This is a genomic window from Streptomyces sp. NPDC059787 (assembly GCF_042732315.1).
Taxonomy (GTDB): domain Bacteria; phylum Actinomycetota; class Actinomycetes; order Streptomycetales; family Streptomycetaceae; genus Streptomyces; species Streptomyces atrovirens.
The window spans coordinates 105,276-126,217 of sequence record NZ_JBHWHX010000005.1 but is presented as its reverse complement, the minus strand read 5'-3'; the positions used below and the strand labels follow the sequence as shown (position 1 = coordinate 126,217).

The 20,942-nt window shown below is 72.3% G+C and carries 22 protein-coding genes and 1 tRNA gene; 12 read left to right on the top strand and 11 right to left on the bottom strand.

What is annotated here, in order from left to right:
* The first annotated feature begins 262 nt into the window (after nucleotides 1-262).
* Nucleotides 263-1,249 (top strand): aldo/keto reductase, encoded by a 987-nt coding sequence (locus tag ACFV5H_RS06790; RefSeq protein WP_385055853.1) that lies wholly within the window; start codon nucleotides 263-265, stop codon nucleotides 1,247-1,249.
* A complete protein-coding gene (locus tag ACFV5H_RS06785; protein WP_385193214.1) occupies nucleotides 1,246-3,330 on the top strand; it encodes a helix-hairpin-helix domain-containing protein in 2,085 nt (694 codons plus the stop codon). The genes ACFV5H_RS06790 and ACFV5H_RS06785 overlap by 4 nt, the downstream gene beginning before the upstream one ends.
* A 60-nt stretch (nucleotides 3,331-3,390) precedes the next feature.
* On the opposite strand, the gene ACFV5H_RS06780 is transcribed toward ACFV5H_RS06785, so the two are convergent.
* Nucleotides 3,391-4,080, bottom strand: coding sequence for a hypothetical protein (locus ACFV5H_RS06780; protein ID WP_385055847.1), 690 nt, complete (start codon nucleotides 4,078-4,080; stop codon nucleotides 3,391-3,393).
* Between the two features lie 47 nt (nucleotides 4,081-4,127).
* Between ACFV5H_RS06780 and ACFV5H_RS06775 the strand changes: the two genes are divergently transcribed.
* On the top strand, nucleotides 4,128-4,316 hold the full coding sequence (locus ACFV5H_RS06775) for a DUF5703 family protein (RefSeq protein WP_026085313.1): 189 nt from the start codon (nucleotides 4,128-4,130) through the stop codon (nucleotides 4,314-4,316).
* A gap of 73 nt (nucleotides 4,317-4,389) precedes the next feature.
* On the opposite strand, the gene ACFV5H_RS06770 is transcribed toward ACFV5H_RS06775, so the two are convergent.
* The 3 genes from ACFV5H_RS06770 to ACFV5H_RS06760 all read right to left on the bottom strand — a co-directional run bounded on the left by ACFV5H_RS06770 (nucleotide 4,390) and on the right by ACFV5H_RS06760 (nucleotide 7,185).
* Nucleotides 4,390-5,307: a chaplin gene (locus ACFV5H_RS06770; protein ID WP_385055844.1), complete on the bottom strand. Its 918-nt coding sequence runs from the start codon at nucleotides 5,305-5,307 to the stop codon at nucleotides 4,390-4,392.
* Nucleotides 5,308-5,473: 166 nt separating this feature from the next.
* Nucleotides 5,474-5,707, bottom strand: a complete 234-nt coding sequence (chpH, locus tag ACFV5H_RS06765) for a chaplin ChpH (RefSeq protein WP_385055842.1) — start codon at nucleotides 5,705-5,707, stop codon at nucleotides 5,474-5,476.
* Between the two features lie 152 nt (nucleotides 5,708-5,859).
* A complete protein-coding gene (locus tag ACFV5H_RS06760; protein WP_385055839.1) occupies nucleotides 5,860-7,185 on the bottom strand; it encodes a M20/M25/M40 family metallo-hydrolase in 1,326 nt (441 codons plus the stop codon).
* A gap of 203 nt (nucleotides 7,186-7,388) precedes the next feature.
* On the opposite strand from ACFV5H_RS06760, the gene ACFV5H_RS06755 reads away from it, so the two are divergent.
* Nucleotides 7,389-7,473 (top strand) — tRNA-Leu (locus tag ACFV5H_RS06755).
* Between the two features lie 64 nt (nucleotides 7,474-7,537).
* Nucleotides 7,538-7,912: a YchJ family protein gene (locus tag ACFV5H_RS06750; protein ID WP_385055836.1), complete on the top strand. Its 375-nt coding sequence runs from the start codon at nucleotides 7,538-7,540 to the stop codon at nucleotides 7,910-7,912.
* Between the two features lie 19 nt (nucleotides 7,913-7,931).
* Here ACFV5H_RS06750 and ACFV5H_RS06745 read toward each other — a convergent pair whose 3' ends face one another.
* Nucleotides 7,932-8,753: a DUF1963 domain-containing protein gene (locus ACFV5H_RS06745; protein WP_385193211.1), complete on the bottom strand. Its 822-nt coding sequence runs from the start codon at nucleotides 8,751-8,753 to the stop codon at nucleotides 7,932-7,934.
* A 39-nt stretch (nucleotides 8,754-8,792) separates the two neighbouring features.
* The gene (locus ACFV5H_RS06740) at nucleotides 8,793-9,494 is read right to left on the bottom strand and encodes a FadR/GntR family transcriptional regulator (protein WP_385055830.1); all 702 of its coding nucleotides are present in this window, start codon (nucleotides 9,492-9,494) and stop codon (nucleotides 8,793-8,795) included.
* 137 nt (nucleotides 9,495-9,631) lie between these two features.
* On the opposite strand from ACFV5H_RS06740, the gene ACFV5H_RS06735 reads away from it, so the two are divergent.
* Nucleotides 9,632-10,150 (top strand): gluconokinase, encoded by a 519-nt coding sequence (locus tag ACFV5H_RS06735; protein WP_385055827.1) that lies wholly within the window; start codon nucleotides 9,632-9,634, stop codon nucleotides 10,148-10,150.
* Nucleotides 10,151-10,232: 82 nt separating this feature from the next.
* Nucleotides 10,233-11,630, top strand: coding sequence for a gluconate:H+ symporter (locus ACFV5H_RS06730; RefSeq protein WP_385055824.1), 1,398 nt, complete (start codon nucleotides 10,233-10,235; stop codon nucleotides 11,628-11,630).
* A gap of 92 nt (nucleotides 11,631-11,722) precedes the next feature.
* On the opposite strand, the gene ACFV5H_RS06725 is transcribed toward ACFV5H_RS06730, so the two are convergent.
* The 4 genes from ACFV5H_RS06725 to ACFV5H_RS06710 all read right to left on the bottom strand — a co-directional run bounded on the left by ACFV5H_RS06725 (nucleotide 11,723) and on the right by ACFV5H_RS06710 (nucleotide 15,708).
* On the bottom strand, nucleotides 11,723-12,346 hold the full coding sequence (locus ACFV5H_RS06725) for a cytochrome b/b6 domain-containing protein (RefSeq protein WP_385055821.1): 624 nt from the start codon (nucleotides 12,344-12,346) through the stop codon (nucleotides 11,723-11,725).
* Nucleotides 12,330-13,076, bottom strand: a complete 747-nt coding sequence (locus tag ACFV5H_RS06720; protein WP_385193209.1) for a molybdopterin-dependent oxidoreductase — start codon at nucleotides 13,074-13,076, stop codon at nucleotides 12,330-12,332. The genes ACFV5H_RS06725 and ACFV5H_RS06720 overlap by 17 nt, the downstream gene beginning before the upstream one ends.
* A gap of 75 nt (nucleotides 13,077-13,151) precedes the next feature.
* Nucleotides 13,152-14,702, bottom strand: coding sequence for an APC family permease (locus ACFV5H_RS06715; RefSeq protein WP_385055816.1), 1,551 nt, complete (start codon nucleotides 14,700-14,702; stop codon nucleotides 13,152-13,154).
* 55 nt (nucleotides 14,703-14,757) lie between these two features.
* A complete protein-coding gene (locus ACFV5H_RS06710; protein ID WP_385055813.1) occupies nucleotides 14,758-15,708 on the bottom strand; it encodes a hypothetical protein in 951 nt (316 codons plus the stop codon).
* Nucleotides 15,709-15,963: 255 nt separating this feature from the next.
* On the opposite strand from ACFV5H_RS06710, the gene ACFV5H_RS06705 reads away from it, so the two are divergent.
* Genes ACFV5H_RS06705 through ACFV5H_RS06695 form a run of 3 tightly spaced genes read left to right on the top strand, consistent with a single transcriptional unit; the run spans nucleotide 15,964 to nucleotide 17,271 of the window.
* A complete protein-coding gene (locus tag ACFV5H_RS06705) occupies nucleotides 15,964-16,485 on the top strand; it encodes an NUDIX hydrolase (protein ID WP_385055811.1) in 522 nt (173 codons plus the stop codon).
* A gap of 58 nt (nucleotides 16,486-16,543) precedes the next feature.
* Nucleotides 16,544-16,936: a YidH family protein gene (locus ACFV5H_RS06700; protein ID WP_385055808.1), complete on the top strand. Its 393-nt coding sequence runs from the start codon at nucleotides 16,544-16,546 to the stop codon at nucleotides 16,934-16,936.
* Nucleotides 16,937-16,941: 5 nt separating this feature from the next.
* Nucleotides 16,942-17,271 (top strand): DUF202 domain-containing protein, encoded by a 330-nt coding sequence (locus ACFV5H_RS06695; RefSeq protein WP_385055899.1) that lies wholly within the window; start codon nucleotides 16,942-16,944, stop codon nucleotides 17,269-17,271.
* Between the two features lie 173 nt (nucleotides 17,272-17,444).
* Here ACFV5H_RS06695 and ACFV5H_RS06690 read toward each other — a convergent pair whose 3' ends face one another.
* On the bottom strand, nucleotides 17,445-18,371 hold the full coding sequence (locus ACFV5H_RS06690) for an NADP-dependent oxidoreductase (protein WP_385193207.1): 927 nt from the start codon (nucleotides 18,369-18,371) through the stop codon (nucleotides 17,445-17,447).
* 198 nt (nucleotides 18,372-18,569) lie between these two features.
* Here ACFV5H_RS06690 and ACFV5H_RS06685 point away from each other — a divergent pair, with 198 nt between their 5' ends.
* Nucleotides 18,570-19,592 carry a phosphotransferase family protein gene (locus ACFV5H_RS06685; RefSeq protein WP_385059488.1) on the top strand — a complete coding sequence of 341 codons (1,023 nt, stop codon included), beginning with the start codon at nucleotides 18,570-18,572 and terminating at the stop codon, nucleotides 19,590-19,592.
* A gap of 6 nt (nucleotides 19,593-19,598) precedes the next feature.
* Nucleotides 19,599-20,813, top strand: coding sequence for an acyl-CoA dehydrogenase family protein (locus tag ACFV5H_RS06680; RefSeq protein ID WP_385193204.1), 1,215 nt, complete (start codon nucleotides 19,599-19,601; stop codon nucleotides 20,811-20,813).
* Nucleotides 20,814-20,942 lie beyond the last annotated feature (129 nt).

The following is a 20,942-nucleotide window of genomic DNA, read 5'->3' as shown; positions in this document are numbered from 1 at the left end:
GAGTAACGTCGCTTGTGCGGAGACCATATACCTCCGGTGGGTGGATGCCTGCGGTACGGCGTCCGGTCCGGTGGGGGTGCGGGTCTTGTGCCTGCGGCGCCTGTGCGGCTCGGGTGGGGTGCGCGTAGCGCCTGCGGTCGGTGGGTGGGTCGGGGCCGGGGCACCCGTACGGCGCCGGGGCTCGTGCAAACGTCCGGCGGCTCGGAAATCCGTTGTCCACAGGCCCTCACACCAAACGCTCCGGCCAGTAATCTCGGCGTTCATGGAGCAGAGGCATCTCGGCCGTACCGGCCTGCGTGTGTCCCGGATCGGGCTCGGGACTCTGACCTGGGGTCGGGACACCGACGAGCACGACGCCGCGAACCTCTTGAAGACCTTCTGGGAAGCCGGCGGGACCCTCGTCGACACCGCCGACGTGTACGGCGACGGAGAGTCCGAGTACCTGCTCGGCAAGCTGATGGAGGGACTCGTACCCCGCCGGGACCTCGTCATCTCCACGAAGGCCGGGAGCGTACCCGACCCGGACCGCCGGTTCGACGGCTCGCGCGGCCATCTGCTCTCCGCCCTCGACGCCTCGCTCGCCCGCCTCGGCACCGACTACGTCGACGTGTGGCACGTCCACGCCTACGACCCCGCCACCCCGCTGGACGAGACGCTGGAGGCGCTCGACATCGCCGTCGGCAGCGGGCGCGTGCGCTACGCCGGCGTCTCCAACTTCTGCGGCTGGCAGCTGGCCAAGGCGGCGACCTGGCAGCTCGCCGCGCCGGGCGCGCGGACCCGGCTGGCGAGCACGCAGATGGAGTACTCGCTGCTCCAGCGGGGCGTGGAGCGCGAGGTCCTTCCCGCGGCGCTCGATCTGGGGATCGGGCTGTTGCCGTCCTCGCCGCTCGGGCGGGGCGTGCTCACCGGCAAGTACCGCAACGACGCCGCGCCGGTGGACTCCCGGGGCGCCTCGGAGCATCTCGCCCCGTTCGTCGCGCCGTATCTCGACGACACGGCGAGCCGCATCGTGGACGCCGTGACCACGGCTGCGGACGGGCTCGCAGTGACCGCGCTGCAGGTGGCCCTCGCATGGGTCCGTGACCGGCCCGGTGTGGCCGCCCCCATCGTCGGCGCGCGCACCGCGCAGCAGCTCACGGCGGCATTGTCAGTGGAGGCGCTTAGTCTTCCTGACGAGATCTGCCGGGCGCTCGACGATGTGTCGGCGCCCGTGCACCGCTATCCCGATCACGACTGGAGCACGCTGTGAGCACGGAGCCGCCCGAGACCGCGGAGGACGCCGAGGAGCCGGGGACGCCCGCCGAGGGCGCGCAGGTGTCCGAGGCCGAGGCGGAGCTGGCCGCGCAGCGCGTGGAGCGGGAGCGGATCGAGCGGCGGAAGGCGGAGCGGGAGGCCCCGATCGAGGCCGGCGGCAAGCTGAGCGGCACGGCCGCGGACCTGCTGGCCGCCGTGCGGGCCGTGGAGAGCGGTGAGAAGCCGGCCGCCACCGTGTTCGAGGAGGCCAGGCCCGCGCCGCGGCGGCCCGCTCCCGAGCCCGTGCGGCGGGCACCGGAGGCGGCCCCCGGCCCGGTGGTTCCGGCCGCCGGGGCCGTCGAGGACGTGCGGGGGGTGCTGGTTCAGGGGGGTGCGCCGGAAGGGCTTGCCGTCCAGGCCGCCGGCGTGTTCGGGGACGGGGGCGCCGACGTGCTGCGCGCCGATCCCTGGCAGTTGCTGCGGGTTCCCGGGGTGCGGCCCGAGCAGGCGGACGGGTTCGCCCGTGCGCTGCTCGGCGCCGGGGCCGGGCCGGACGACGAGCGGCGGGGGCGGGCGGTCACCGTGTGGCTGCTGGAGCAGGCCGCGCTCGCCGGACACACCGTGCTGGAGATGGCCGCGCTGGTCGCCGCGCTGGGACGGCAGGGGGTGCCGGAGTCCGAGGAGGTCGTGCAGAACGCCGTCTCGGAGGGGGACGTGCTCGTTTTCCAGGACGCCGTCGGCGAAGCCGGTGACGCCGGGGAGGACGAGGAGGACGAGGAGCGGCCGGTTCGGGTGCTGGTGGGGCTGGAGCGGTATGCGCTGGCCGAGGAGAGTCTGGCCGACGGGCTGGCCCGGTTGGTCAGCTCCGTGACCGAGCGGGACGGCGCGGGTGAGGAGTGGGAGCGTGCGGCCGCCTCGGTGGAGGGTTCCGCGGGTGAGCTGATCCGGGCGGTCGCCGGGCACGGGCTGGTGCTGCACACCGGTGGGGAGGCCTCGCTGGCCGAGCCTGCGGCGCTGGTGAGCGCCGCGCGGGGTCTGGGGTTGCGGGTCTGGGCCGCCGCCCACGGTCCGGTGGGACGTGCCCGGTTCGCGGGCCTGGTCGAGGGGGCCGGGGTCGAGGGGGCCGGGGTCGAGGGGGCCGGGGTCGCCACCGTCGCGGGCCTGCTGTCCGGTGCCGAGGGACCCGGGCGGGACGCCGACGGGGCGCTGGACGTGGATCTGCTGGTGGTGCTCGACGCCCCGCAGCTGGATGTGGAGACCGCCGCGCTGGTGACGGAGTCGCTGCCGGACGGGGCGCGGCTGGTGCTGGCCGGTGATCCGGGAGTGCTGTGGTCGGTGGGGCCCGGGCGGGTGTTCGCGGATCTGCTGGCGGCGCGGGTCTGCCCGCAGATCGCCTCGCGGCGGCCTGACCCCGGACCGCTGGGCGAGCTGGTCTCGGGGATCGGCGTCGGCGAGCTGAACCAGGTGGCGGCGCCCGGCAAGGAGGTCGTCATCGTGCCGGTGCGGGACGCGGGAGAGGCCGTGCACCGGACCGTGCAGCTGGTGGCGGACTCGGTGCCGCGCGCGATCGGGGTGCCGGTCGAGGAGACCCAGGTGATCGCCCCGGGGCACGGGGGCGCGGTGGGGACGCGTGCGCTGAACGCGGCGCTGAAGGAGCGGCTGAATCCGGGGCCGGGGCGCTTCGGCGGGTTCGATCCGGGTGACCGGGTCGCCTACTCCCCCGCTCCGGGACGTACGCTGCCGGGCCGCGTGGTGCGGGCCGACGGCGAGGGGCTGCACCTGGAGTGCGGGGGCGAGGAGATCGTCGTACCGAGGGAGCGGGTGGAGTCGTCCGTGCGGCACGGGTGGGCGCTGACCGCGCACCAGGCGGTGGGCTGCCGGTGGCCCGCGGTGGTCGCGGTGCTGCCCGGTGACGCCGTGCAGGCGCTGAGCCGGCCCTGGGTGTACACGGCGTTCAGCAGGGCCGACCGGCATCTGTCCGTGGTGCACGGCGTGGAGCAGGCGCTGCCGCGTGCCGTGGCCGAGGTGACGGCGAAGCCGCGGACCACCCGGTTGCCGGTGCTGCTGGCTCCGCAGGTTCCGGTGGCGGAGGGCTGAGCCGGATGTGTGCGCGGGCGGCGGTACCGGGGGTGCCGCCGCCCTGCGGGGCGGGTGCGGTCAGCGGTCCGCGTCCAGGGGTTCCAGGTCCCCGTCCTCGTCCAGGCTCGGGTCGAGCTCGTCCTCCAGGTCCTCCTCGTCGTCGTCGAGGTCCTCGTCGTCGTCGAAGACCGCGCTGACGTCGAAGCGGCACACCACCTGCTGCGGGTCCACCTGCTCGAACGGCGCCTCCAGCCACTCGCCGGGTTCCGCGGGGTCGTCCGATGCCGTCACCCAGAGCGTGGAGTCGCCTTCCTCCAGCCCGAACTCCTTGTGCCGGGAGGCGATCTCGTCCGGCTCGAACTCGCCGAACAGCAGGCCGAGCGCGCCGTGGACGGTGCCCGACGCCTCCGAGGTCTCGTCGTCCGCCGCCTCGATCCGCTGGGCGTGCGCGCGCAGCCGCTGGGGTTCCACGACGGCGTAGTCGCGGCGGATCAGCACGCTGAGCGCGGCCGGTTCCTCGGGGCCGGTGTACGGCGGTGCGTCCTCCGCGCCGGGGATCTCGAAGGGGGTGACCTCGTCGTAGCGGTCGTAGAGCAGTTCGTCGTACGCCTCCGCGGCCGCGGCCAGCTGGTTGAACGCCTCGTAGACGGCCGGGTCGTCCTCCCCCGACCGGCGTTCGACCGCGGCCAGGTGGCGGTCGAGCGCGGTCTTGACCGCCTCGGCGGCGGCGCGTACCTCGGCAGCGGTGGACTGCGCAGCATCAGACATAGTGCAGACGCTATCCGTACCGGGGCCCGGCCCGCACAATAGATGCGATGCCGGAATACGAATTTGTCGACGTGCACGTACCGCGCGGGGTCTCCCGCAAGGAGACGGCACGTCTGCTGACGGACCATGCAGAGTACGGTCACTGGGAGTTGTACCGCCTGACGCTGATGCGTGACGGCAGTCGCAGGGTGCGGCTGCGGAGGCGGATCATCCGCCAGGTGCGCGCCACCTGGTGATCTTCGACACCCGACCGGAATCACACGACGGAGCGGATCCCGCGGTCGCGGGGTCCGCTCCGTGTGTCCGGTGTCACGCGGCGGTCCGTGCCTTGCGGTAGAGGACCGCGCCGGCGAGCAGCGCGCCCGCGCCGACGGGCAGGACGAGGCCCATCGGCAGCTCGCTGCCGGTCTGCGCGAGCTGCGCGTCGTGCCGGGGCTGGGTGAGGGAGTGGGTGCCCGGCCGGTCGCCGGCCGACGGGCGGTCCGGGGTGTGGTCGTCCGGGGTGCCCGGCTCGTCACCGGGGTGCCCCGGGTTGCCGGGGTCGCCCGGGTCGCCGGGCTGTCCCGGGGTGTCGTGGCCCGGGCCGCCGTTCGCGCAGCCGTTGCCCTCGGTGGCGTTGCCGGCGCCGAGGACGTCGACGCTGTTGCCGCAGACGTTCACCGGGACGTGGATCGGTACCTGGACGTGGTTGCCGGAACCCACGCCGGGCGAGCCCTCGGCGTATCCGTCGGCGTGCGAACCGCCGTGGCCGCCGGAGTCGCCGTAACCGTCCGAGGAGGAGCCACCCCGGTTCGCGCAGCCGTTGCCCTCGGCGGCGTTGCCGACGCCCAGGACGTCGACGCTGTTGCCGCAGACGTTCACCGGCACGTGCACCGGCGCCTGCACCACGTTCCCGGAGAGCACACCGGGCGAGCCCTCGGCGTATCCGTCGGCGTGCGAACCGCCGTGGCCGCCGGAGCCGCCGTGACCGCCCGAGGAGGAGCCACCCTGGTTGGCGCAGGAGTTCCCCACGGACGGGTTGAGGATGCCGACGACATCCACCGTGTTGCCGCAGACGTTCACCGGGACGTGCACCGGTGCCTGCACCGTGTTCCCGGAGAGCACGCCGGGTGAGCCGGCGGCGTGGCCCGTCGCGCCGGAGTCGGCGTGGGCGGCCCCGCTCGCGGCGGCGAGTACGCCCGTGGCGGCCGCCATCGTCATCAGGCCCTTGCGGGTGACCTGTCGCATTGCTGAAATCCCTGCCTTCGACCTGGTGCCGGGAATCGGTGTTCCGACGGATTCCCGGTGTTCCGACGTTCGATGAGACCGGTCGGCCCCGGAGCGCATGGCGCGCGCTCCGGGGCCGACGGGCTCGAGCCCTCAGCGGGCATGCCCTAGAGAGCGAGGCACAACGTCACTTGTTGATGCAGACGTTGCCGAAGGCGGGGTTCAGCAGCCCGATGACGGAGATCGTGTTGCCGCAGACGTTCACGGGGACGTGGATCGGGGCCTGCACGACGTTGCCGGAAAGGACACCCGGGGAGTGCACGGCGGCACCCTGGGCACCGGCGTCGGCGGCGGCCATGCCCGCGCCCGCGAGAACCAGACCACCGGTGGCGGCAGCGACGGCGACGACCTTCTTCAGCATTATTCCTCCTTGTTGGCAAAGCGATCCAAAGTCGCGGATCACATCACGGCTAACGAGGACGGAGTAATGAGGCTACGAGCTTATCGTCGCATTCACTCTTTTCAGTCAACTCCGCACGTCTGGGCGATTATTGAGGTCATCGGGTAACCGTCTCAGCTCGCGTCGAGGAAGCGGTCGAGCACCCGCACGCCGAACTTCAGACCGTCCACCGGCACCCGCTCGTCGACCCCGTGGAACATGCCCGCGAAGTCCAGCTCCGGGGGCAGCTTGAGGGGCGCGAAGCCGAAGCCCCGGATACCGAGGTCGTCGAAGGACTTGGCGTCCGTCCCGCCGGAGAGCATGTACGGGACGGCCTTCGCGGCCGGGTCCTCGGCCACCAGCGCGGACTGCATCGCGTCCACGAGGGCTCCGTCGAACGTGGTCTCGACGGCCTTGTCGGAGTGGACGTCCTCGCGCCGCACCTTCGGACCGAGGATCCGGTCGAGGTCGGCGAGGAACTCCTCCTCGTGTCCGGGCAGGAAACGGCCGTCCACGTGCGCGGTCGCCTCGCCCGGGATGACGTTGACCTTGTAGCCCGCGCCCAGCTGGGTGGGGTTGGCGGTGTTGCTCAGCGTCGCGCCGATGAGCTTGGCGATGCCGCCGAGCCTGGCGAGGGTCCCCTCCATGTTCTCCGGGTCGAGCTCGGTTCCGAGGGCGTCGCCCAGTTCGTCGAGGAAGGCCCGGGTCGTCTTCGTGACGCGGACGGGGAACTTGTGCCGGCCGAGGCGCGCGACGGCCTCCGACAGCTCGGTGATGGCGTTGTCGCGGTGGATCATCGACCCGTGCCCGGCGGTGCCGGCCACGGTCAGCTTCATCCAGTGCATGCCCTTCTCGGCCGTCTGGATCAGGTACAGGCGGCGCTGCTCGCTGACGGTGAACGAGAAGCCGCCCACCTCGCTGATCGCCTCGGTGACGCCTTCGAAGAGGTGCGGGTGGTTGTCGACCAGGTGGCGGGCGCCGTACGTCCCCCCGGCCTCCTCGTCCGCGAGGAAGGCGAGGACGACGTCGCGCGGGGGCTTGCGTCCGCTGCGCAGCCGGTCGCGGACGACCGCGAGGGTCATCGCGTCCATGTCCTTCATGTCGACGGCCCCGCGCCCCCACACGCATCCGTCGGCGATCTCGCCGGAGAAGGGGTGGTGGGTCCAGTCGTCGGCGTTGGCCGGTACGACGTCGGTGTGACCGTGGATGAGCAGCGCGGGCCGGGACGGGTCCTCGCCCTCGATCCGGGCCACCGTGGAGGCGCGTCCCGGGTGGGACTCGAAGATCTGCGGTTCGAGTCCCACCTCGGCGAGCTTCTCGGCGACGTACTCGGCCGCCTTGCGCTCGCCGGGACCCGAGTGGTCGCCGTAGTTGCTGGTGTCGATCCGGATCAGCTCGCGGCAGAGGTCCACGACCTCGTCCTCACCGGTGACGCTCCTGGCCGTGTCCGTCTCGCTCACGTGCTTCCTCCCGCTGCTGGTGTTCCCGCTGGTGGGTCGTCCCCTCATCCTCTCTCCCCCGCGGGCGCGTCCCAAGACCCGGCCCCGCCCGTCATCCACCGTTCACGCGACGGCGCGGCCGGGCGGGGGTGATCGGCCACCCCGGAACACCTGGTAATGTTTACGTCGTCGCCACGGGGGAAACCCCGCGCGACAGACACCTTGTCCGGGTGGCGGAATGGCAGACGCGCTAGCTTGAGGTGCTAGTGCCCTTTATCGGGCGTGGGGGTTCAAGTCCCCCCTCGGACACATGAAGCGCGAGGGCCGCGACCACGAGGTCGCGGCCCTCGGGCGTTGTCGCGGAGGCCGACCCATGACCACACCTTCCTGCCCCTGCGGGCTCCCCGAGCCGTACGAGGCGTGCTGCGGGCGGTTCCACAGCGGGGCCGCCGCCGCGCCCACCGCCGAGCGGCTGATGCGGTCGCGGTACTGCGCGTTCGTGCGGCGGGACGGGGCGTATCTGCTGCGGAGCTGGCATCCGAGGACGCGGCCGGAGCGGATCGACTTCGATCCCGGGATGCGGTGGACCGGACTGGAGATCCTGGACACCGACGGCGGGTCCGCCTTCCACTCCACCGGGACGGTGACCTTCCGGGCCTCCTACCGGGGCGGCTCGCTGCACGAGCGCAGCCGGTTCGAGCGGGTCGACGGGGCGTGGGTGTACGTCGACGGGGAGTTCCTGGAGTAGCCCCGTGCCGGGGTGGGGTTCACCCCGGCCCTTCGAAGAATCCCAGGACCGTCGCCTCGTCGAAACGCCGCTCCGCCGCGTTCTGCCGGGTGATCGTCCAGTAGACGTCACCGGCGATGTATGCGAATCCGTACCACTGGGCGAGGAGGGCCCAGGCCTCGGGGCGGGGAGGCTTCCCCGTCCTGTCGGCTTCCCTCCACGCGGCGTAGGTGAGGAGGTCGGTCTCGCCGTAGGGGTCGGTGGAGTATCCGTCGAGCTGGAGGCGCGAGGCGCCGAGGAGGTGCCGGTCCTCGTGCCGCACGTCGTTCCAGGCGCCGCGCAGGGCCGGGGCGTGGGGGTGTTCGGCGGGGTCGAAGAGGGATTCGTTGTCGGGCAGGGAAATGTTGTACCGCAGCCGTAGTTCCCCCGCCGTCCGCAGGTCCGAGTCCAGGCCCTCCCACGCGTCGCCCGGCGCGTGGCCGGAATCCAGCGGGCGTTCCTCCACGGGTGTCCCGGCCGGGACGTACACCGCCTCGCCGCCCGCGTCCAGGCCCTCGTCGTAGGAGCGTGCGAAGAGCAGGAGCGCGCCGTCGCGCGGCAGGGGCAGCGTCGTCGCGTCCGCGGGCAGCGCCGCGAGGTCCAGGGACGCGATCAGGTAGGTGCACTTCGGGAGGTCGGGGAAGCCGGCGGGGAGCAGTGCCGGTCCGCCGAAGCGGCCCACGACCGGTCCGTCCCCGTGCGGGACGAGGGTCGCGCAGGGGCGGGCGGCGTCCAGCCACCTCTCCATCTCGCCGGACGGTACGCCGCGCGCGAGTGCCTTCTCACGGAAGCGGTCCAGCTTCTGGAGTCTCTCGGGGTTCATGCGGGAAACCTAGCGCCGGGGTCCGACACCGTACGGCCGTCAGGGCGCCAGGATGTCCAGTTCCTGGAGGGCGCCCTCGGTGATCTCGCGGGTCAGTTTCTCCGCGCGGGCGGCGTCGCGTTCGCGGACCGCCTCCGCGAGCTGGACGTGCAGGGTGACGGCGGCGGGGTCGGGGTCCTCGAACATCACGTCGTGGTGGGTGCGGCCGGACAGCACCTCGGCGACGACGTCGCCGAGGCGGGCGAACATCTCGTTGCCCGAGGCGGTCAGGATCACGCGGTGGAACGCCACGTCGTGGAAGAGGTAGCCCTCCAGGCGGTGACCGCTGGAGTTGGCGACCATGCCGAGGGCGCACTCGGTGAGTTCGGCGCACTGTTCGGGGGTGGCGTAGCGGGCGGCCAGGCCCGCCGCGACGGGCTCGATCGCCGAGCGCAGCACCGTGAGGGAGCGCAGTTGGCGGGGGCGGTCCGCGCCGGCCAGGCGCCAGCGGATGACCTGCGGGTCGTACACGTTCCACTCGGGGGTCGGCAGGACCGTCACGCCCACCCGGCGCCGGGACTCGACCAGGTGCATGGACTCCAGGACGCGGACGACCTCACGCATCACGGAACGCGACACGTCGAAACGCTGTGCGAGTTCGTCGGTGCGCAGGACACTGCCGGGCGGATACCCGCCGGCGGTGATCTCGGGGCCGAGGGTGTCCAGTACGCGGCCGTGCAGCCCTCGGCCCGTGGTGCTCATGCACTCAGAGTACGGGGCGGGTCACGGGAACAAAAAGTCAGACTTATATGTCACAGACTCTTGAATTCGTCGTACCTAATGAGCTTCAGTTGCGTCGACATCAGGTGTCGACGAAGACAGCGGACAGTGAGGCAGCGATGAACACCCCCCATGTCGTCGTGGTCATGGGCGTCGCGGGCACCGGGAAGACCACCATCGGTCCCCTGCTCGCGGCCCGGTTCGGCGTTCCGTACGCCGAGGGCGACGACTTCCACCCGCCGGCCAACATCGCCAAGATGTCGGCCGGTACCCCGCTCACCGACGACGACCGGTGGCCCTGGCTGGACGCCATCGGCGACTGGGCGCACGGCCGGGCCGGTCTCGGCGGGGTGGTCAGCTGCTCGGCGCTGAAGCGGTCGTACCGCGACCGGCTGCGGGCCGCCGCGCCCGGTGTGGTCTTCGTGCACCTCTCCGGTGACCGCGCGCTCATCGAGGACCGGATGTCGCACCGCCAGGGCCACTTCATGCCCACGGCACTGCTCGACTCCCAGTTCGCCACGCTCCAGCCGCTGGAGCCGGACGAGGCCGGAGTCGCCGTGGACGTGGCGGGCAGCCCCGAGGAGATCACCGGCCGGGCGGCCACCGCCCTGGACGCCCTCCCCGAGCCGACCCCGTAGGTCCCTGACCGGACCCCCAGTTCCCGGGGCGCCCCCACCTCCCCGGTTCCTCCCCGATCCCCCGTACACACAAGGAACCACCGTGACCAGACTCAGCGTTGAGATGCTGGCAGCGGACGCACCCGAGCCGATCACCTCGGCCGGCCACGCCCAGCTGGGCATCGCCGTGCTCCTGGGCATCGCCGTCATCGTCCTGCTCATCACCAAGTTCAAGCTGCACGCCTTCCTGTCCCTGACCATCGGGACACTGGCGCTCGGCGCCTTCGCCGGCGCGCCGCTCGACAAGGTCATCGTCAGCTTCAGTGCCGGACTCGGCTCCACCGTCGCCGGTGTGGGCGTGCTGATCGCCCTCGGCGCGATCCTCGGCAAGATGCTCGCCGACTCCGGCGGCGCCGACCAGATCGTCGACACCATCCTCGCCAAGGCGGGCGGCCGTTCCATGCCGTGGGCGATGGTGCTGATCGCCTCGGTGATCGGTCTGCCGCTGTTCTTCGAGGTCGGCGTGGTGCTGCTGATCCCGGTGGTGCTGATGGTCGCCAAGCGCGGCAACTACTCCCTGATGCGCATCGGGATCCCGGCGCTCGCCGGTCTGTCCGTGATGCACGGTCTGGTGCCGCCGCACCCCGGTCCGCTGGTCGCGATCGACGCCGTCGGCGCCAACCTCGGTGTGACGCTGGCGCTGGGCGTGCTCGTCGCGATACCGACGGTCGTCGTCGCCGGTCCGCTGTTCTCGAAGTACGCCGCCCGATGGGTGGACGTCCCGGCCCCGGAGCGGATGATCCCGCAGCGGCCCTCCGAGGACCTGGAGAAGCGTCCGAGCTTCGGCGCGACGCTGGCCACGATCCTGCTGCCGGTCGTGCTGATGCTGGCCAAGGCGCTGGTCGACATCGTCATCGACGACCCCGAGCACCACGTGCAGCGCGTGTTCGACGTGATCGGCTCCCCGCTGATCGCCCTGCTCGCGGCCGTGCTGGTCGGCTTCTTCACCCTCGGCATGCCCGCCGGGTTCAGCAAGGAGCGGATGCAGCAGCTGGTCGAGAAGAGTCTCGCGCCGATCGCGGGCATCCTGCTGATCGTCGGCGCGGGCGGCGGTTTCAAGCAGACGCTGATCGACACCGGCGTGGGCCGGATGATCCTGGAGATCTCCGAGGACTGGTCGATCCCGGCGCTGCTGCTGGCCTGGCTGATCGCGGTGGCGATCCGGCTGGCGACCGGTTCGGCGACGGTGGCGACCGTCTCGGCGGCCGGTCTGGTGGCGCCGCTGGCGGCCGACATGTCGACCACGCACGCGGCCCTGCTGGTGCTGGCGATCGGTGCCGGTTCGCTGTTCTTCAGCCATGTCAACGACGCCGGGTTCTGGCTGGTGAAGGAGTACTTCGGGCTGAACGTCGGGCAGACGATCAAGACCTGGTCGATCATGGAGACGATCATCTCGGTGGTCGCCGGTGCTCTGGTGCTGCTGCTGTCGCTGATCATTTAGCTGATCACTCGACTGAGGACCGTGCGCGTACGGCCCACCCGCTCCCCCTCGGGGCGCGGGTGGGCCCGTGCCGTTCCAGGGGTGCCACGGTTTCAGGGACGCCACAGCGGGTGTTCGCGCTCCGCCCAGTCACGGCCGACGGAGCCCGTGCGCATGCCGCGGCGGGCCTCGGGGTCCGCCAGTGCCATGCCGATGTGCCCGGCGAGGACGATGCCGATGGTCAGCGCCAGCCAGTCGTGGACGAAGGTCGCGCTGGTGCGCCACACCAGCGGGGTGAGGTGGGTGAACCACATCAGCAGTCCGGTGCCGAGCATGACCAGTGTGGCGCCCGCGATCCAGGCCGCGTAGACCTTCTGGCCGGCGTTGAACTTGCCGGCCGGGCGGGACGAGCGGCGTCTGTCGCGGCGCAGGGCGGCCCGCAGCCAGGTCCGGTCGTGCGGGCCGAAGCGGTTGAGGCGGCCCAGGTCGGCGCGGAAGGCGCGGGAGGCGAGACCGGCGAGGACGGGGACGGGCAGGGCGAGCCCGGACCACTGGTGGAGGGTGACGACGAGGGCGCGGCGGCCCACGAGCTGGGCGAGCTGGGGGACGTAGAGGCAGGCGGCCGTGACCACACAGACGCCCATCAGCAGGGCCGTGGCGCGGTGCACCCGGCGTGCGGCGCGGCCGAAGCGCCGTACGGCGGTGGCGGCAGGCGGGGTGTCAGTCCGTGGGCTCATCGTCGCGTCCGTTCGAGCGGCCGACCCAGGCGTCGATGTCGTAGCCGCGCTCCTCCCAGTAGCCGGGTTCGACGTCCTCGGTGACGGTGATGCCGGAGAGCCACTTGGCGGACTTGTAGAAGTACATGGGGGCCACGTAGAGGCGGACCGGGCCGCCGTGGGCGTGGCCGATGTCCTGGTCCTGCATGCGCAGGGCGACCAGCACGTCGGCGCGGCGGGCCTGGTCGAGGGTGAGGCTCTCGGAGTACGCGCCGTCGAAGCAGGTGAAGCGCACCGCCCCGGCCGAAGGGCGCACTCCCGCGGCGTCCAGGAGCCGGGACAGGCGCACCCCCTCGAACGGCGTGTCCGGCACCCGCCAGCCGGTGACGCACTGGACGTCCCGGACCGTGCGGGTCCGCGGCAGGGCCTTCAGTTCGGCCAGGGTGTAGGAGGCGGGGCGGTCGACGAGGCCGTCGACCGTGAGGCGGTAGGTGTCGGCGTTCTTCCGCGGGACGGAGGAGGTGACCGAGTAGTAGCGGAAGCCGCCGCCGTTGGGGAGCAGTCCGGTCAGGCCGGTGGGGTCCTTGTCGGAGGCTCCGGCGAGGAGGGATTCCAGGCCGCGCTGGAGGGTGGGCGCGGTGGCCACGCCGAGGGCGCCCAGGCCCAGGGTGCCGAGGAAGACGCGGCGGCCGATGGGTGTGCCTCGCGCGTCCCCCTCATCGGGGGGACGCGGCGGCTGTTCGGAGTTCACTTCTCCATTCGAGCACCCGCGTCCCCGTCGGACCAGGGAACGCGGGTGCCCGTCAGACTTTCGTAAGCGTCTCCTCTACGAGGTGCGCTCGGCCTCCTTCTCCAGTTGGAACGCCTCGTTGCCGAGCCCGATGCGGGCGTGCTTCTCGGGGGCGCGGGCACGCAGGACCGCGCCCTGGACCAGGCCGACGACCAGGGCGAGTCCGATGATGCCGGGCAGGATCCAGCTCAGCGAGGAGTCGGGTCCCGCGCCGACCAGGACGTCGAAGTCCTTGACCGTGTAGCCCGCGATGACGACCAGGGCGATGCCCGCCAGCGCGGAGGTGACCAGCCGCCAGCTCTGCGCGCCCGCGGCGCCGCGGCGGACGAAGAAGACGACGACGGACAGGGAGGCGATCGCCATCAGCACGATCACGCCGAGGGCGCCGATGTTGCCGCCCCAGGTGAACAGGTGCAGGACGGGCGCGGTCGGGTCGCCGGTGGGCTTGTCGTCGGTGAGCGCGAAGGCGAGGACCAGCACGGCGGCGATGGCGGTCTGGAGCAGGGAGCCGGTGCCGGGGGCGCCGCTGGTGCCGGTGGTGCGGCCGAAGGCGGCGGGCAGCAGGCCCTCACGGCCCATGGCGAAGGCGTACCGGGCGACGACGTTGTGGAAGCTGAGCATGGCCGCGAACATGCCGGTCACGAAGAGGATGTGCAGGACGTCGGTGAAGGTACCGCCGAGCCGGTCCTCGGTGAGGAAGAACAGCAGGCCGGCGCTCTGTTCCTGGGAGGCGCCGACGATCCCGGCGGGGCCGGTGGCGACGGTGAGCGCCCAGCTGCTGAGGGCGAAGAAGACGGCGACGCCAGTGACCGCGAGGAACATCACGCGCGGCACGACCTCGTGCGGCTTGCTGGTCTCCTCGGCGTAGACGGGGGCCTGTTCGAAGCCGAGGAAGGCGGCGATGCAGAAGCACAGGGCGGTGCCGACGCCGGCGCCGGTGAGCGTGTCCGGGTCGAAGGCGTGCAGCGACAGGCCCTCCTTGCCGGGGTCGGCGACGGCGGCGATGTCGAAGACGACGACCAGCAGCACCTCGATGACCAGCAGCACGCCGAGCACGCGCGCGTTGACGTCGATCTTCAGCCAGCCCAGCGCGCCGACGGCGAGGACGGCCACGAGCGCCGGTATCCACCAGGCGACCTCGAGGTCGGCGTAGGTGGCGAAGAGGCCGGAGACCTCGAAGCCGAAGATGCCGTAGATGCCGACCTGGAGGGAGTTGTAGGCGACAAGCGCGACCAGGGCGGCGCCCGATCCGGCGGTGCCGCCGAGGCCGCGGGAGATGTAGGCGTAGAAGGCGCCGGCGTTGTGGACGTGCCGGCTCATCTCGGCGTAGCCGAGGCTGAAGAGGACCAGTACGACGCCGAGGATCACGAAGAGCAGCGGCTGGCCGACGATGCCCATCACCGCGAATGTGGTGGGCATGACACCGGCGACCACCATGAGGGGGGCGGTCGCGGCGAGGACGGAGAGCAGCAGGCCCCCCGTGCCGAGGCGGTCGGCGCGCAGGGCGCGCTCCTGCCCCTTGAAGGTGCTGATGCCGTCGGCTGTCGCTCTGCTCCTGCTCGAAGTGCTCGAACTGTCCGTCGTCATCGAAAGGCCGTCCTTGGTCGGTTGTGGTTGCGGCGGGCGGATGCGGGGGCTGGGGTCAGGCCGTGCCCAGGGCTGCGGCTCGGGCGGTGCGGAAGGCGGTCAGGGCGTCCCGGTCGGGGTACGACCAGGGGGCGGGTGTGGCGTGGTCGCCGATGCGGTGGAAGAGGGCGGCGGCCTCGGCGCCCCGGCCCTCGCAGACCTTGGCGTGGGCGAGGAAGTTGAGGTCGACCAGGCGGCGCGGGTGCCCTTCGTGCTCCCACTCCAGCCACCAGTCGAAGGCGGCCTTCATCACCTGCCGGGCGCGGCGGCCGACCCAGTGGCCGGAGGCGACCGGGTCGGCGGGTTCGTGCCCGGCGGCGGCCAGGGTGCGGTAGCGCTCGGCGTGCGCGATGACCGGGAGGATCGCCAGCGGGGAGTCGGCGGGTGCCTGCTCGGCGGCCCAGTTGGCGAAGTCGTACACCTCGTGCAGCGGGTCCGGGCCCGCCTCCACGCGGCGCTCGGCGAGCCAGGAGACCAGCAGGTGGTGGGCGTGGTGGTGGTCCGCGTACCGGGTGCGGATCTGCTCGAAGAGCCGGACCACGTCCCCCTCGGCCCCCTGGGCGCACTCCAGCAGGAGCAGTCCGAGCCAGGGGGTGGGGTCGGCGGGCACCAGCTCCGCCGCCTTGTGGCAGACCTCGCGGGCGCGGGCCGGTTTCTCCTTGCCGTGCAGCGCGCGCCGCACCTGGGCCAGGGCGAGCAGCACGGACGCGTCACCGGAGTCGGGTTCGGCGAGCAGCCACTCACGGGCCCAGGCGGCGCTGGACGACTCCCGGGCGAGCACCGTGACGCGGTGGCCCCGGCGGTCCCAGTCCTCCCCCGTACGGACCAGCAGCGAGCGGGTGTTCTGCCATCGGCCCTGTGCCAGCGCGGTCCGCGCGGCGACGAGTTCGGCGTCGTCGAGGGCCTCGTCGAATGCCTGTGCCGCCCGTCTGCGGGCACGGCCGAGGGGAGGCGGGGGTGGGGACACCGCGGGACTTCCTCACGCGCTCTTCTTGTGGTCGCCGGCTCACGGCGGGTGGTCGGTGCGGCAGTGGTCGGCTGCCGATTGCCATGAGCTGATCACAGACAGCAAACCGTCAGCGAACGGATCACGTCAAGGGCGTCCCGGGTGTTACTCGCGTCAACTGCGGTCACGAACGGGCTACTTGTGACGTCCGGGGCCGGAAGGCCACCCGGATGAGGTATGCGGTCGGCACGGGTCGGCCACTGCTTGGATGGCCCCATGAGTGCTGAGGAGATCATCGACATCGTCGACGAGAACGACCGGGTGGTCGGGCGGTCCCCGCGCGGGGAGGCCTACGCGCGGGGGCTGCGCCACCGCTGCGCCTTCGTTCTCGCCCGGGACACCGAGGGGCGGATCTTCGTCCACCGCCGCACCGCGACCAAGCAGGTCTTCCCCTCCCTGTACGACATGTTCGTCGGCGGGGTCGTCGGCGCGGGCGAGAGCTACGACGAGGCGGCGCTGCGGGAGGCCGAGGAGGAGCTGGGCGTGAGCGGGCTGCCGCGCCCCGAGTACGTCTTCACGTTCCTGTACGACGACGGGGCGGGCCGGAGCTGGTGGTCGGCGGTGTACGAGGTGCGCTGCGACCGGCCCGTACGGCCGCAACCGGAGGAGGTGGCCTGGGGGGACTTCCTGTCGGAGGCGGAGCTGGAGCGGCGGCTCGGGGAGTGGGAGTGGACTCCCGACGGGCTGGCGGCGTACCGGCGGCTCAAGGCGTACCGGGCGGGGCGGGCCGAGGGCTGAGCGGGGCTTCGCCCCCGGCCGTCGGTCCGGTGCGGGGCGGCCCCGGTAGGGTCGCGGCGTGATCGACTTTGTGCGGAACGTTCGGTTGTGGTTCGCGCCCGGCGAGGTGCGGCGGGAGGGCGACACGCCCGACTACCGGTTCTCGCTGGCGAACGAGCGGACGTTCCTCGCCTGGTTGCGCACCGCGCTCGCGCTGATCGGGGGCGGGTTCGCCGTGGACCAGTTCCTGCCGGATCTGCGGTGGGGGTGGCGGGTCGGGCTGGCGCTGGCGCTGCTGGCCGCGGGGGCGCTGTGCGCGTTGCGGGCGGTCGATCACTGGGTGCGGTGCGAGCGGGCGATGCGGCGGGGGGAGGATCTGCCGGTGTCGCGGTTCCCGGCGCTGCTGAGTCTTGTGGTGGCGGTGGTGGCCGGGGCGATGGTCGCCGTCGTGCTCTTCGGGTGGGACGGGTGAGCGGGGTGGCGGCGGGTCGGGGCGGGGAGCGGGATCCGGGGCTGCAGCCCGAGCGGACGCGGCTCGCGTGGCGGCGGACGACGCTGTCGGCCACGGTCGCGGCCGTGCTGGCCGTGAAGACGGCGCTGGCGGGTGGGGTGTCGGTGGTCGGGGTGGTCGCGTGTGTGCTGTGCTGCGCCTGCTGGTTCGGGTTTCTGTGGATCGCCCACCGGCGGATCCGGGGGCTGGCGGCCGTGAGTGCGCCGGGGGCGCTTGTGCCGCCGTATGCGGCGGTTGCGGTGGTCTGTGCGGTGGCCATGGCCGGGTGTGGGGCGGTGCTTGTCGGAGTGGGGTGAGGTGGGGGCTATGGGTTTTCGCCCCCGCCGCCCCTTCCCGTCCCGTCCCTGGGGCTGCGCCCCAGACCCCCTTGTCCTCAAACGCCGGACGGGCTGAGGGGTGCCGGACGGGCTGGAGGGTGCCGGACGAGCTGAAGGGTGCCGGACGGGCTGGTTGAGCCGGACGGGCCGACTCAGCTCATCGTCACCACGATCTTGCCCCTGGTGCGGCCCTCCTGGTTCAGGCGGTGGGCGTCCGCCGCACGTTCCAGGGGGAAGGTTTCCGAGACGTGGATGGTGATCGTGCCCTGGTCCGCCAGGTCGGAGAGGTGCTGGAGGTCCCGGGAGTCGGGGCGGACGAACCAGTAGCGGCCGCCGTAGCCCACCACCTCCGGGTCGGTGATCGAGGCCAGGCGGCCCTCGGGGGCCAGCAGGTTCGCGGAGGTCCTGAGGGCGTCGCCGCCGATCGTGTCGAACACCGCGTCCACGCCCTCGGGCGCCAGCCCCCGTACCCGTTCGGCCAGGCCCTCGCCGTAGCTCACCGGTTCGCCGCCCAGCCCGCGTACGAAGTCGTGGTTGCGCTCGCTCGCCGTGCCGATGACCCGGGCGCCGAGGTGGGCGGCGAGCTGGACGGCGATGGATCCGACGCCGCCGGCCGCGGCGTGCACCAGGACGGTCTCGCCCCGCTTGACCTCCAGGACGCGGTGCAGCACCTGGTACGCGGTGAGCCCCGCGAGCGGGATTCCGGCCGCCTCCTCGAAGGACAGGGTGCGCGGCTTGCGCGCGAGGGCGCGTACCGGGGCGGCCACGTACTCGGCGAAGGTGCCGCGCGAGAGGACGTCCTCGCGCACATAGCCGATGACCTCGTCGCCGACGGCGAACTCCGGTACGGCGGGACCCGGCTGGACGACCACGCCCGAGACGTCCCAGCCGGGGATGACCGGGAACACCGGCTGGAGGATCGGGTCGAGATAGCCCTCGCGGCACTTCCAGTCGACCGGGTTGACGGCCGCCGCCCGCACCCGCACCAGTACCGAGTCGGGGCCGACCCTGGGGTCGTCGACCTCCCCGAGTCCGAGCACTTCGGGGCCGCCGTACCGTGAGTAGCTGATCGCCTTCATGGGTCCGACCCTCCGGTGTCCGCACGCGCCGTGCAAGCCGAATGGCCTGATATACGCCATTCGCGTGGCGGCCGGACGGCACCGCGGGCACGGAGAGCGCCTATCGTGGCCCCGATCACGTTCGGCCGCCGCTCTGGACGACATACCGACCGGTCGGCATCATAAGGCGGGTACTGTTTCCTGCCTGTAGGAGCGACGATGAGCCCCGACCACCCGCCAGGACTCGATCTCGACCGGCTGCGCGGCCTGCTCGAACGGGAGCGGCCCGGCCTGGTGAACGGCCCGCTCACCGGCCGGCTGATCGAGGGCGGCAGGTCGAACCTCACGTACGCGGTCTCCGACGGCGGCTCGAAGTGGGTCGTACGGCGTCCCCCGCTCGGCCATGTGCTGGCCACCGCGCACGACATGAAGCGCGAGCACCGGGTGATCAGCGCACTGCACCCGACCGCCGTGCCGGTGCCGCGCACCGTGCTGCTGTGCGAGGACGAGGAGGTGCTCGGGGCGCCGTTCTACGTCATGGACTTCGTCGAGGGCACTCCGTACCGGACGGCCGGCCAGCTCGCCCCGCTCGGCGCCGGGCGCACCCGGGACGCGGTGCTGAACCTGGTCGACACGCTCGTCGAGCTGCACGCCGTCGATCCCGGCGAGGTGGGCCTGGCGGACTTCGGCCGGCCCGAGGGGTTCCTGGACCGGCAGCTGCGGCGCTGGGGCAAGCAGCTGGACGCCTCCCGCAACCGGGAGCTGGCCGGGATCGACGAGCTGCACGCGGCGCTCGGGCGCGAGCTGCCCGACTCCCCCGCGCCGGCCGTGGTGCACGGCGACTACCGCCTCGACAACGCGCTGATCGGGGAGGACGACCGGATCAAGGCCGTTCTCGACTGGGAGATGTCCACGCTCGGCGATCCGCTGACGGACCTGGGGCTGCTGGTGATGTACAGCATGCCGCTGGGCATGCCGGACTCCCCCGTCTCCACGACCGCCGAGGCGCCCGGGCACCCCACGCCGGCCGAGCTGGTCGAGCGGTACGCCGCGCGGTCGGGGCGCGATGTCTCCGCGGTGTCCTGGTACACGGCGTTCGCCTGGTTCAAGCTCGCCGTGATCCTGGAGGGCATCCACTACCGCTACACCCTGGGCCAGACGGTCGGGCGCGGCTTCGACCGCATCGGTGATCTGGTCCCGGTCTTCATCCGGCACGGTCTGACCACTCTCCAGGAAGGCTGACGGACCATGGACTTCGCGTTCGACGCGCGCACCGAGGAGCTGCGCGCCAAGTTGCTCGCCTTCATGGACGAGTACGTCTACCCGGCCGAGGCTGTCGCCCACGAGCAGCGGGCCGGGCTGGACTCGCCGTGGGAGAACGTCCCCGTGGTGGAGGAGCTGAAGGCCGAGGCCCGCCGGCAGGGGCTGTGGAACCTCTTCCTGCCCGACTCCGAGCACGGTGCCGGGCTCACCAATCTCCAGTACGCGCCGCTCGCCGAGATCATGGGCCGCTCCCCGCAGATCGCGCCGACCGTCACCAACTGCGCGGCGCCCGACACCGGGAACATGGAGGTGCTGGCGCAGTTCGGCGACGAGGCGCAGAAGAAGCAGTGGCTCCAGCCGCTGCTGGCCGGTGAGATCCGCTCGGCGTTCGCGATGACCGAGCCGGAGGTGGCCTCCTCGGACGCCACCAACATCACCACGTACATCGAGCGGGACGGTGACGAGTACGTCATCACCGGCCGCAAGTGGTACATCTCCGGGGCGATGCACCCGGACTGCGCGATCTTCATCGTGATGGGCAAGACCGACCCGGACGGGACGGACATCCGCCGGCAGCAGTCCATGGTGCTCGTCCCGCGCGACACGCCGGGCGTCACGATCAAGCGTGCGATGCAGGTGTTCGGTTACGAGGACCATTACCACGGCGGTCACGCCGAGGTGGTCTTCGACCACGCGCGCGTGCCGGTGTCGAACCTGATCGGTGAGGAGGGCGGTGGCTTCGCCATCGCGCAGGCCCGGCTCGGCCCCGGCCGGATCCACCACTGCATGCGGCTGATCGGCATGGCCGAGCGGGCCATCGAGCTGATGTGCCGCCGCGCGGTGTCACGGGACGCGTTCGGCAAGGCGCTGGCGCAGCAGGGCGTGGTGCAGAACTGGATCGCCGACGCGCGCGTGGCGGTCGAGCAGCTGCGGCTGCTGGTGCTGAAGACGGCCTGGATGATGGACACCGTCGGCAACCGGGGCGCCCACACGGAGATCCAGGCCATCAAGATCGCCACCCCGCGCACGGTCGTCGGCATCCTCGACCGGGCGATCCAGCTCTACGGCGCGGGCGGGGTCAGCCAGGACTTCCCGCTGGCCGAGCTGTACGCCGGTGCCCGCACGCTGATGATCGCCGACGGCCCGGACGAGGTGCACCAGCGGTCGCTGGCACGCCGGGAGCTGAAGAGGTACCTGTAGTCCCCGAACGTCCTGTGGCCCGCCCGCCCTGGCGGGGGGGGCCCCGCGCGTGGGGGGTTGTCAGGCGGGCCTCGCCCCCCGCAGCACGTGCCCCCGGTGGGGGGGGGCCCACCGGGGGGAGATGCGGCC

Excerpts from the sequence above, each read along its gene's own strand:
- ACFV5H_RS06790 (WP_385055853.1), top strand. The coding sequence starts at position 263 with ATGGAGCAGAGGCATCTCGGCCGTACCGGCCTGCGTGTGTCCCGGATC.
- ACFV5H_RS06780 (WP_385055847.1), bottom strand. The coding sequence starts at position 4,080 with ATGTCTGATGCTGCGCAGTCCACCGCTGCCGAGGTACGCGCCGCCGCC.
- ACFV5H_RS06775 (WP_026085313.1), top strand. The coding sequence starts at position 4,128 with ATGCCGGAATACGAATTTGTCGACGTGCACGTACCGCGCGGGGTCTCC.
- ACFV5H_RS06770 (WP_385055844.1), bottom strand. The coding sequence starts at position 5,307 with ATGCGACAGGTCACCCGCAAGGGCCTGATGACGATGGCGGCCGCCACG.
- chpH (WP_385055842.1), bottom strand. The coding sequence starts at position 5,707 with ATGCTGAAGAAGGTCGTCGCCGTCGCTGCCGCCACCGGTGGTCTGGTT.
- ACFV5H_RS06750 (WP_385055836.1), top strand. The coding sequence starts at position 7,538 with ATGACCACACCTTCCTGCCCCTGCGGGCTCCCCGAGCCGTACGAGGCG.
- ACFV5H_RS06745 (WP_385193211.1), bottom strand. The coding sequence starts at position 8,753 with ATGAACCCCGAGAGACTCCAGAAGCTGGACCGCTTCCGTGAGAAGGCA.
- ACFV5H_RS06740 (WP_385055830.1), bottom strand. The coding sequence starts at position 9,494 with ATGAGCACCACGGGCCGAGGGCTGCACGGCCGCGTACTGGACACCCTC.
- ACFV5H_RS06735 (WP_385055827.1), top strand. The coding sequence starts at position 9,632 with ATGAACACCCCCCATGTCGTCGTGGTCATGGGCGTCGCGGGCACCGGG.
- ACFV5H_RS06725 (WP_385055821.1), bottom strand. The coding sequence starts at position 12,346 with ATGAGCCCACGGACTGACACCCCGCCTGCCGCCACCGCCGTACGGCGC.
- ACFV5H_RS06715 (WP_385055816.1), bottom strand. The coding sequence starts at position 14,702 with ATGACGACGGACAGTTCGAGCACTTCGAGCAGGAGCAGAGCGACAGCC.
- ACFV5H_RS06705 (WP_385055811.1), top strand. The coding sequence starts at position 15,964 with ATGAGTGCTGAGGAGATCATCGACATCGTCGACGAGAACGACCGGGTG.
- ACFV5H_RS06690 (WP_385193207.1), bottom strand. The coding sequence starts at position 18,371 with ATGAAGGCGATCAGCTACTCACGGTACGGCGGCCCCGAAGTGCTCGGA.
- ACFV5H_RS06685 (WP_385059488.1), top strand. The coding sequence starts at position 18,570 with ATGAGCCCCGACCACCCGCCAGGACTCGATCTCGACCGGCTGCGCGGC.
- ACFV5H_RS06680 (WP_385193204.1), top strand. The coding sequence starts at position 19,599 with ATGGACTTCGCGTTCGACGCGCGCACCGAGGAGCTGCGCGCCAAGTTG.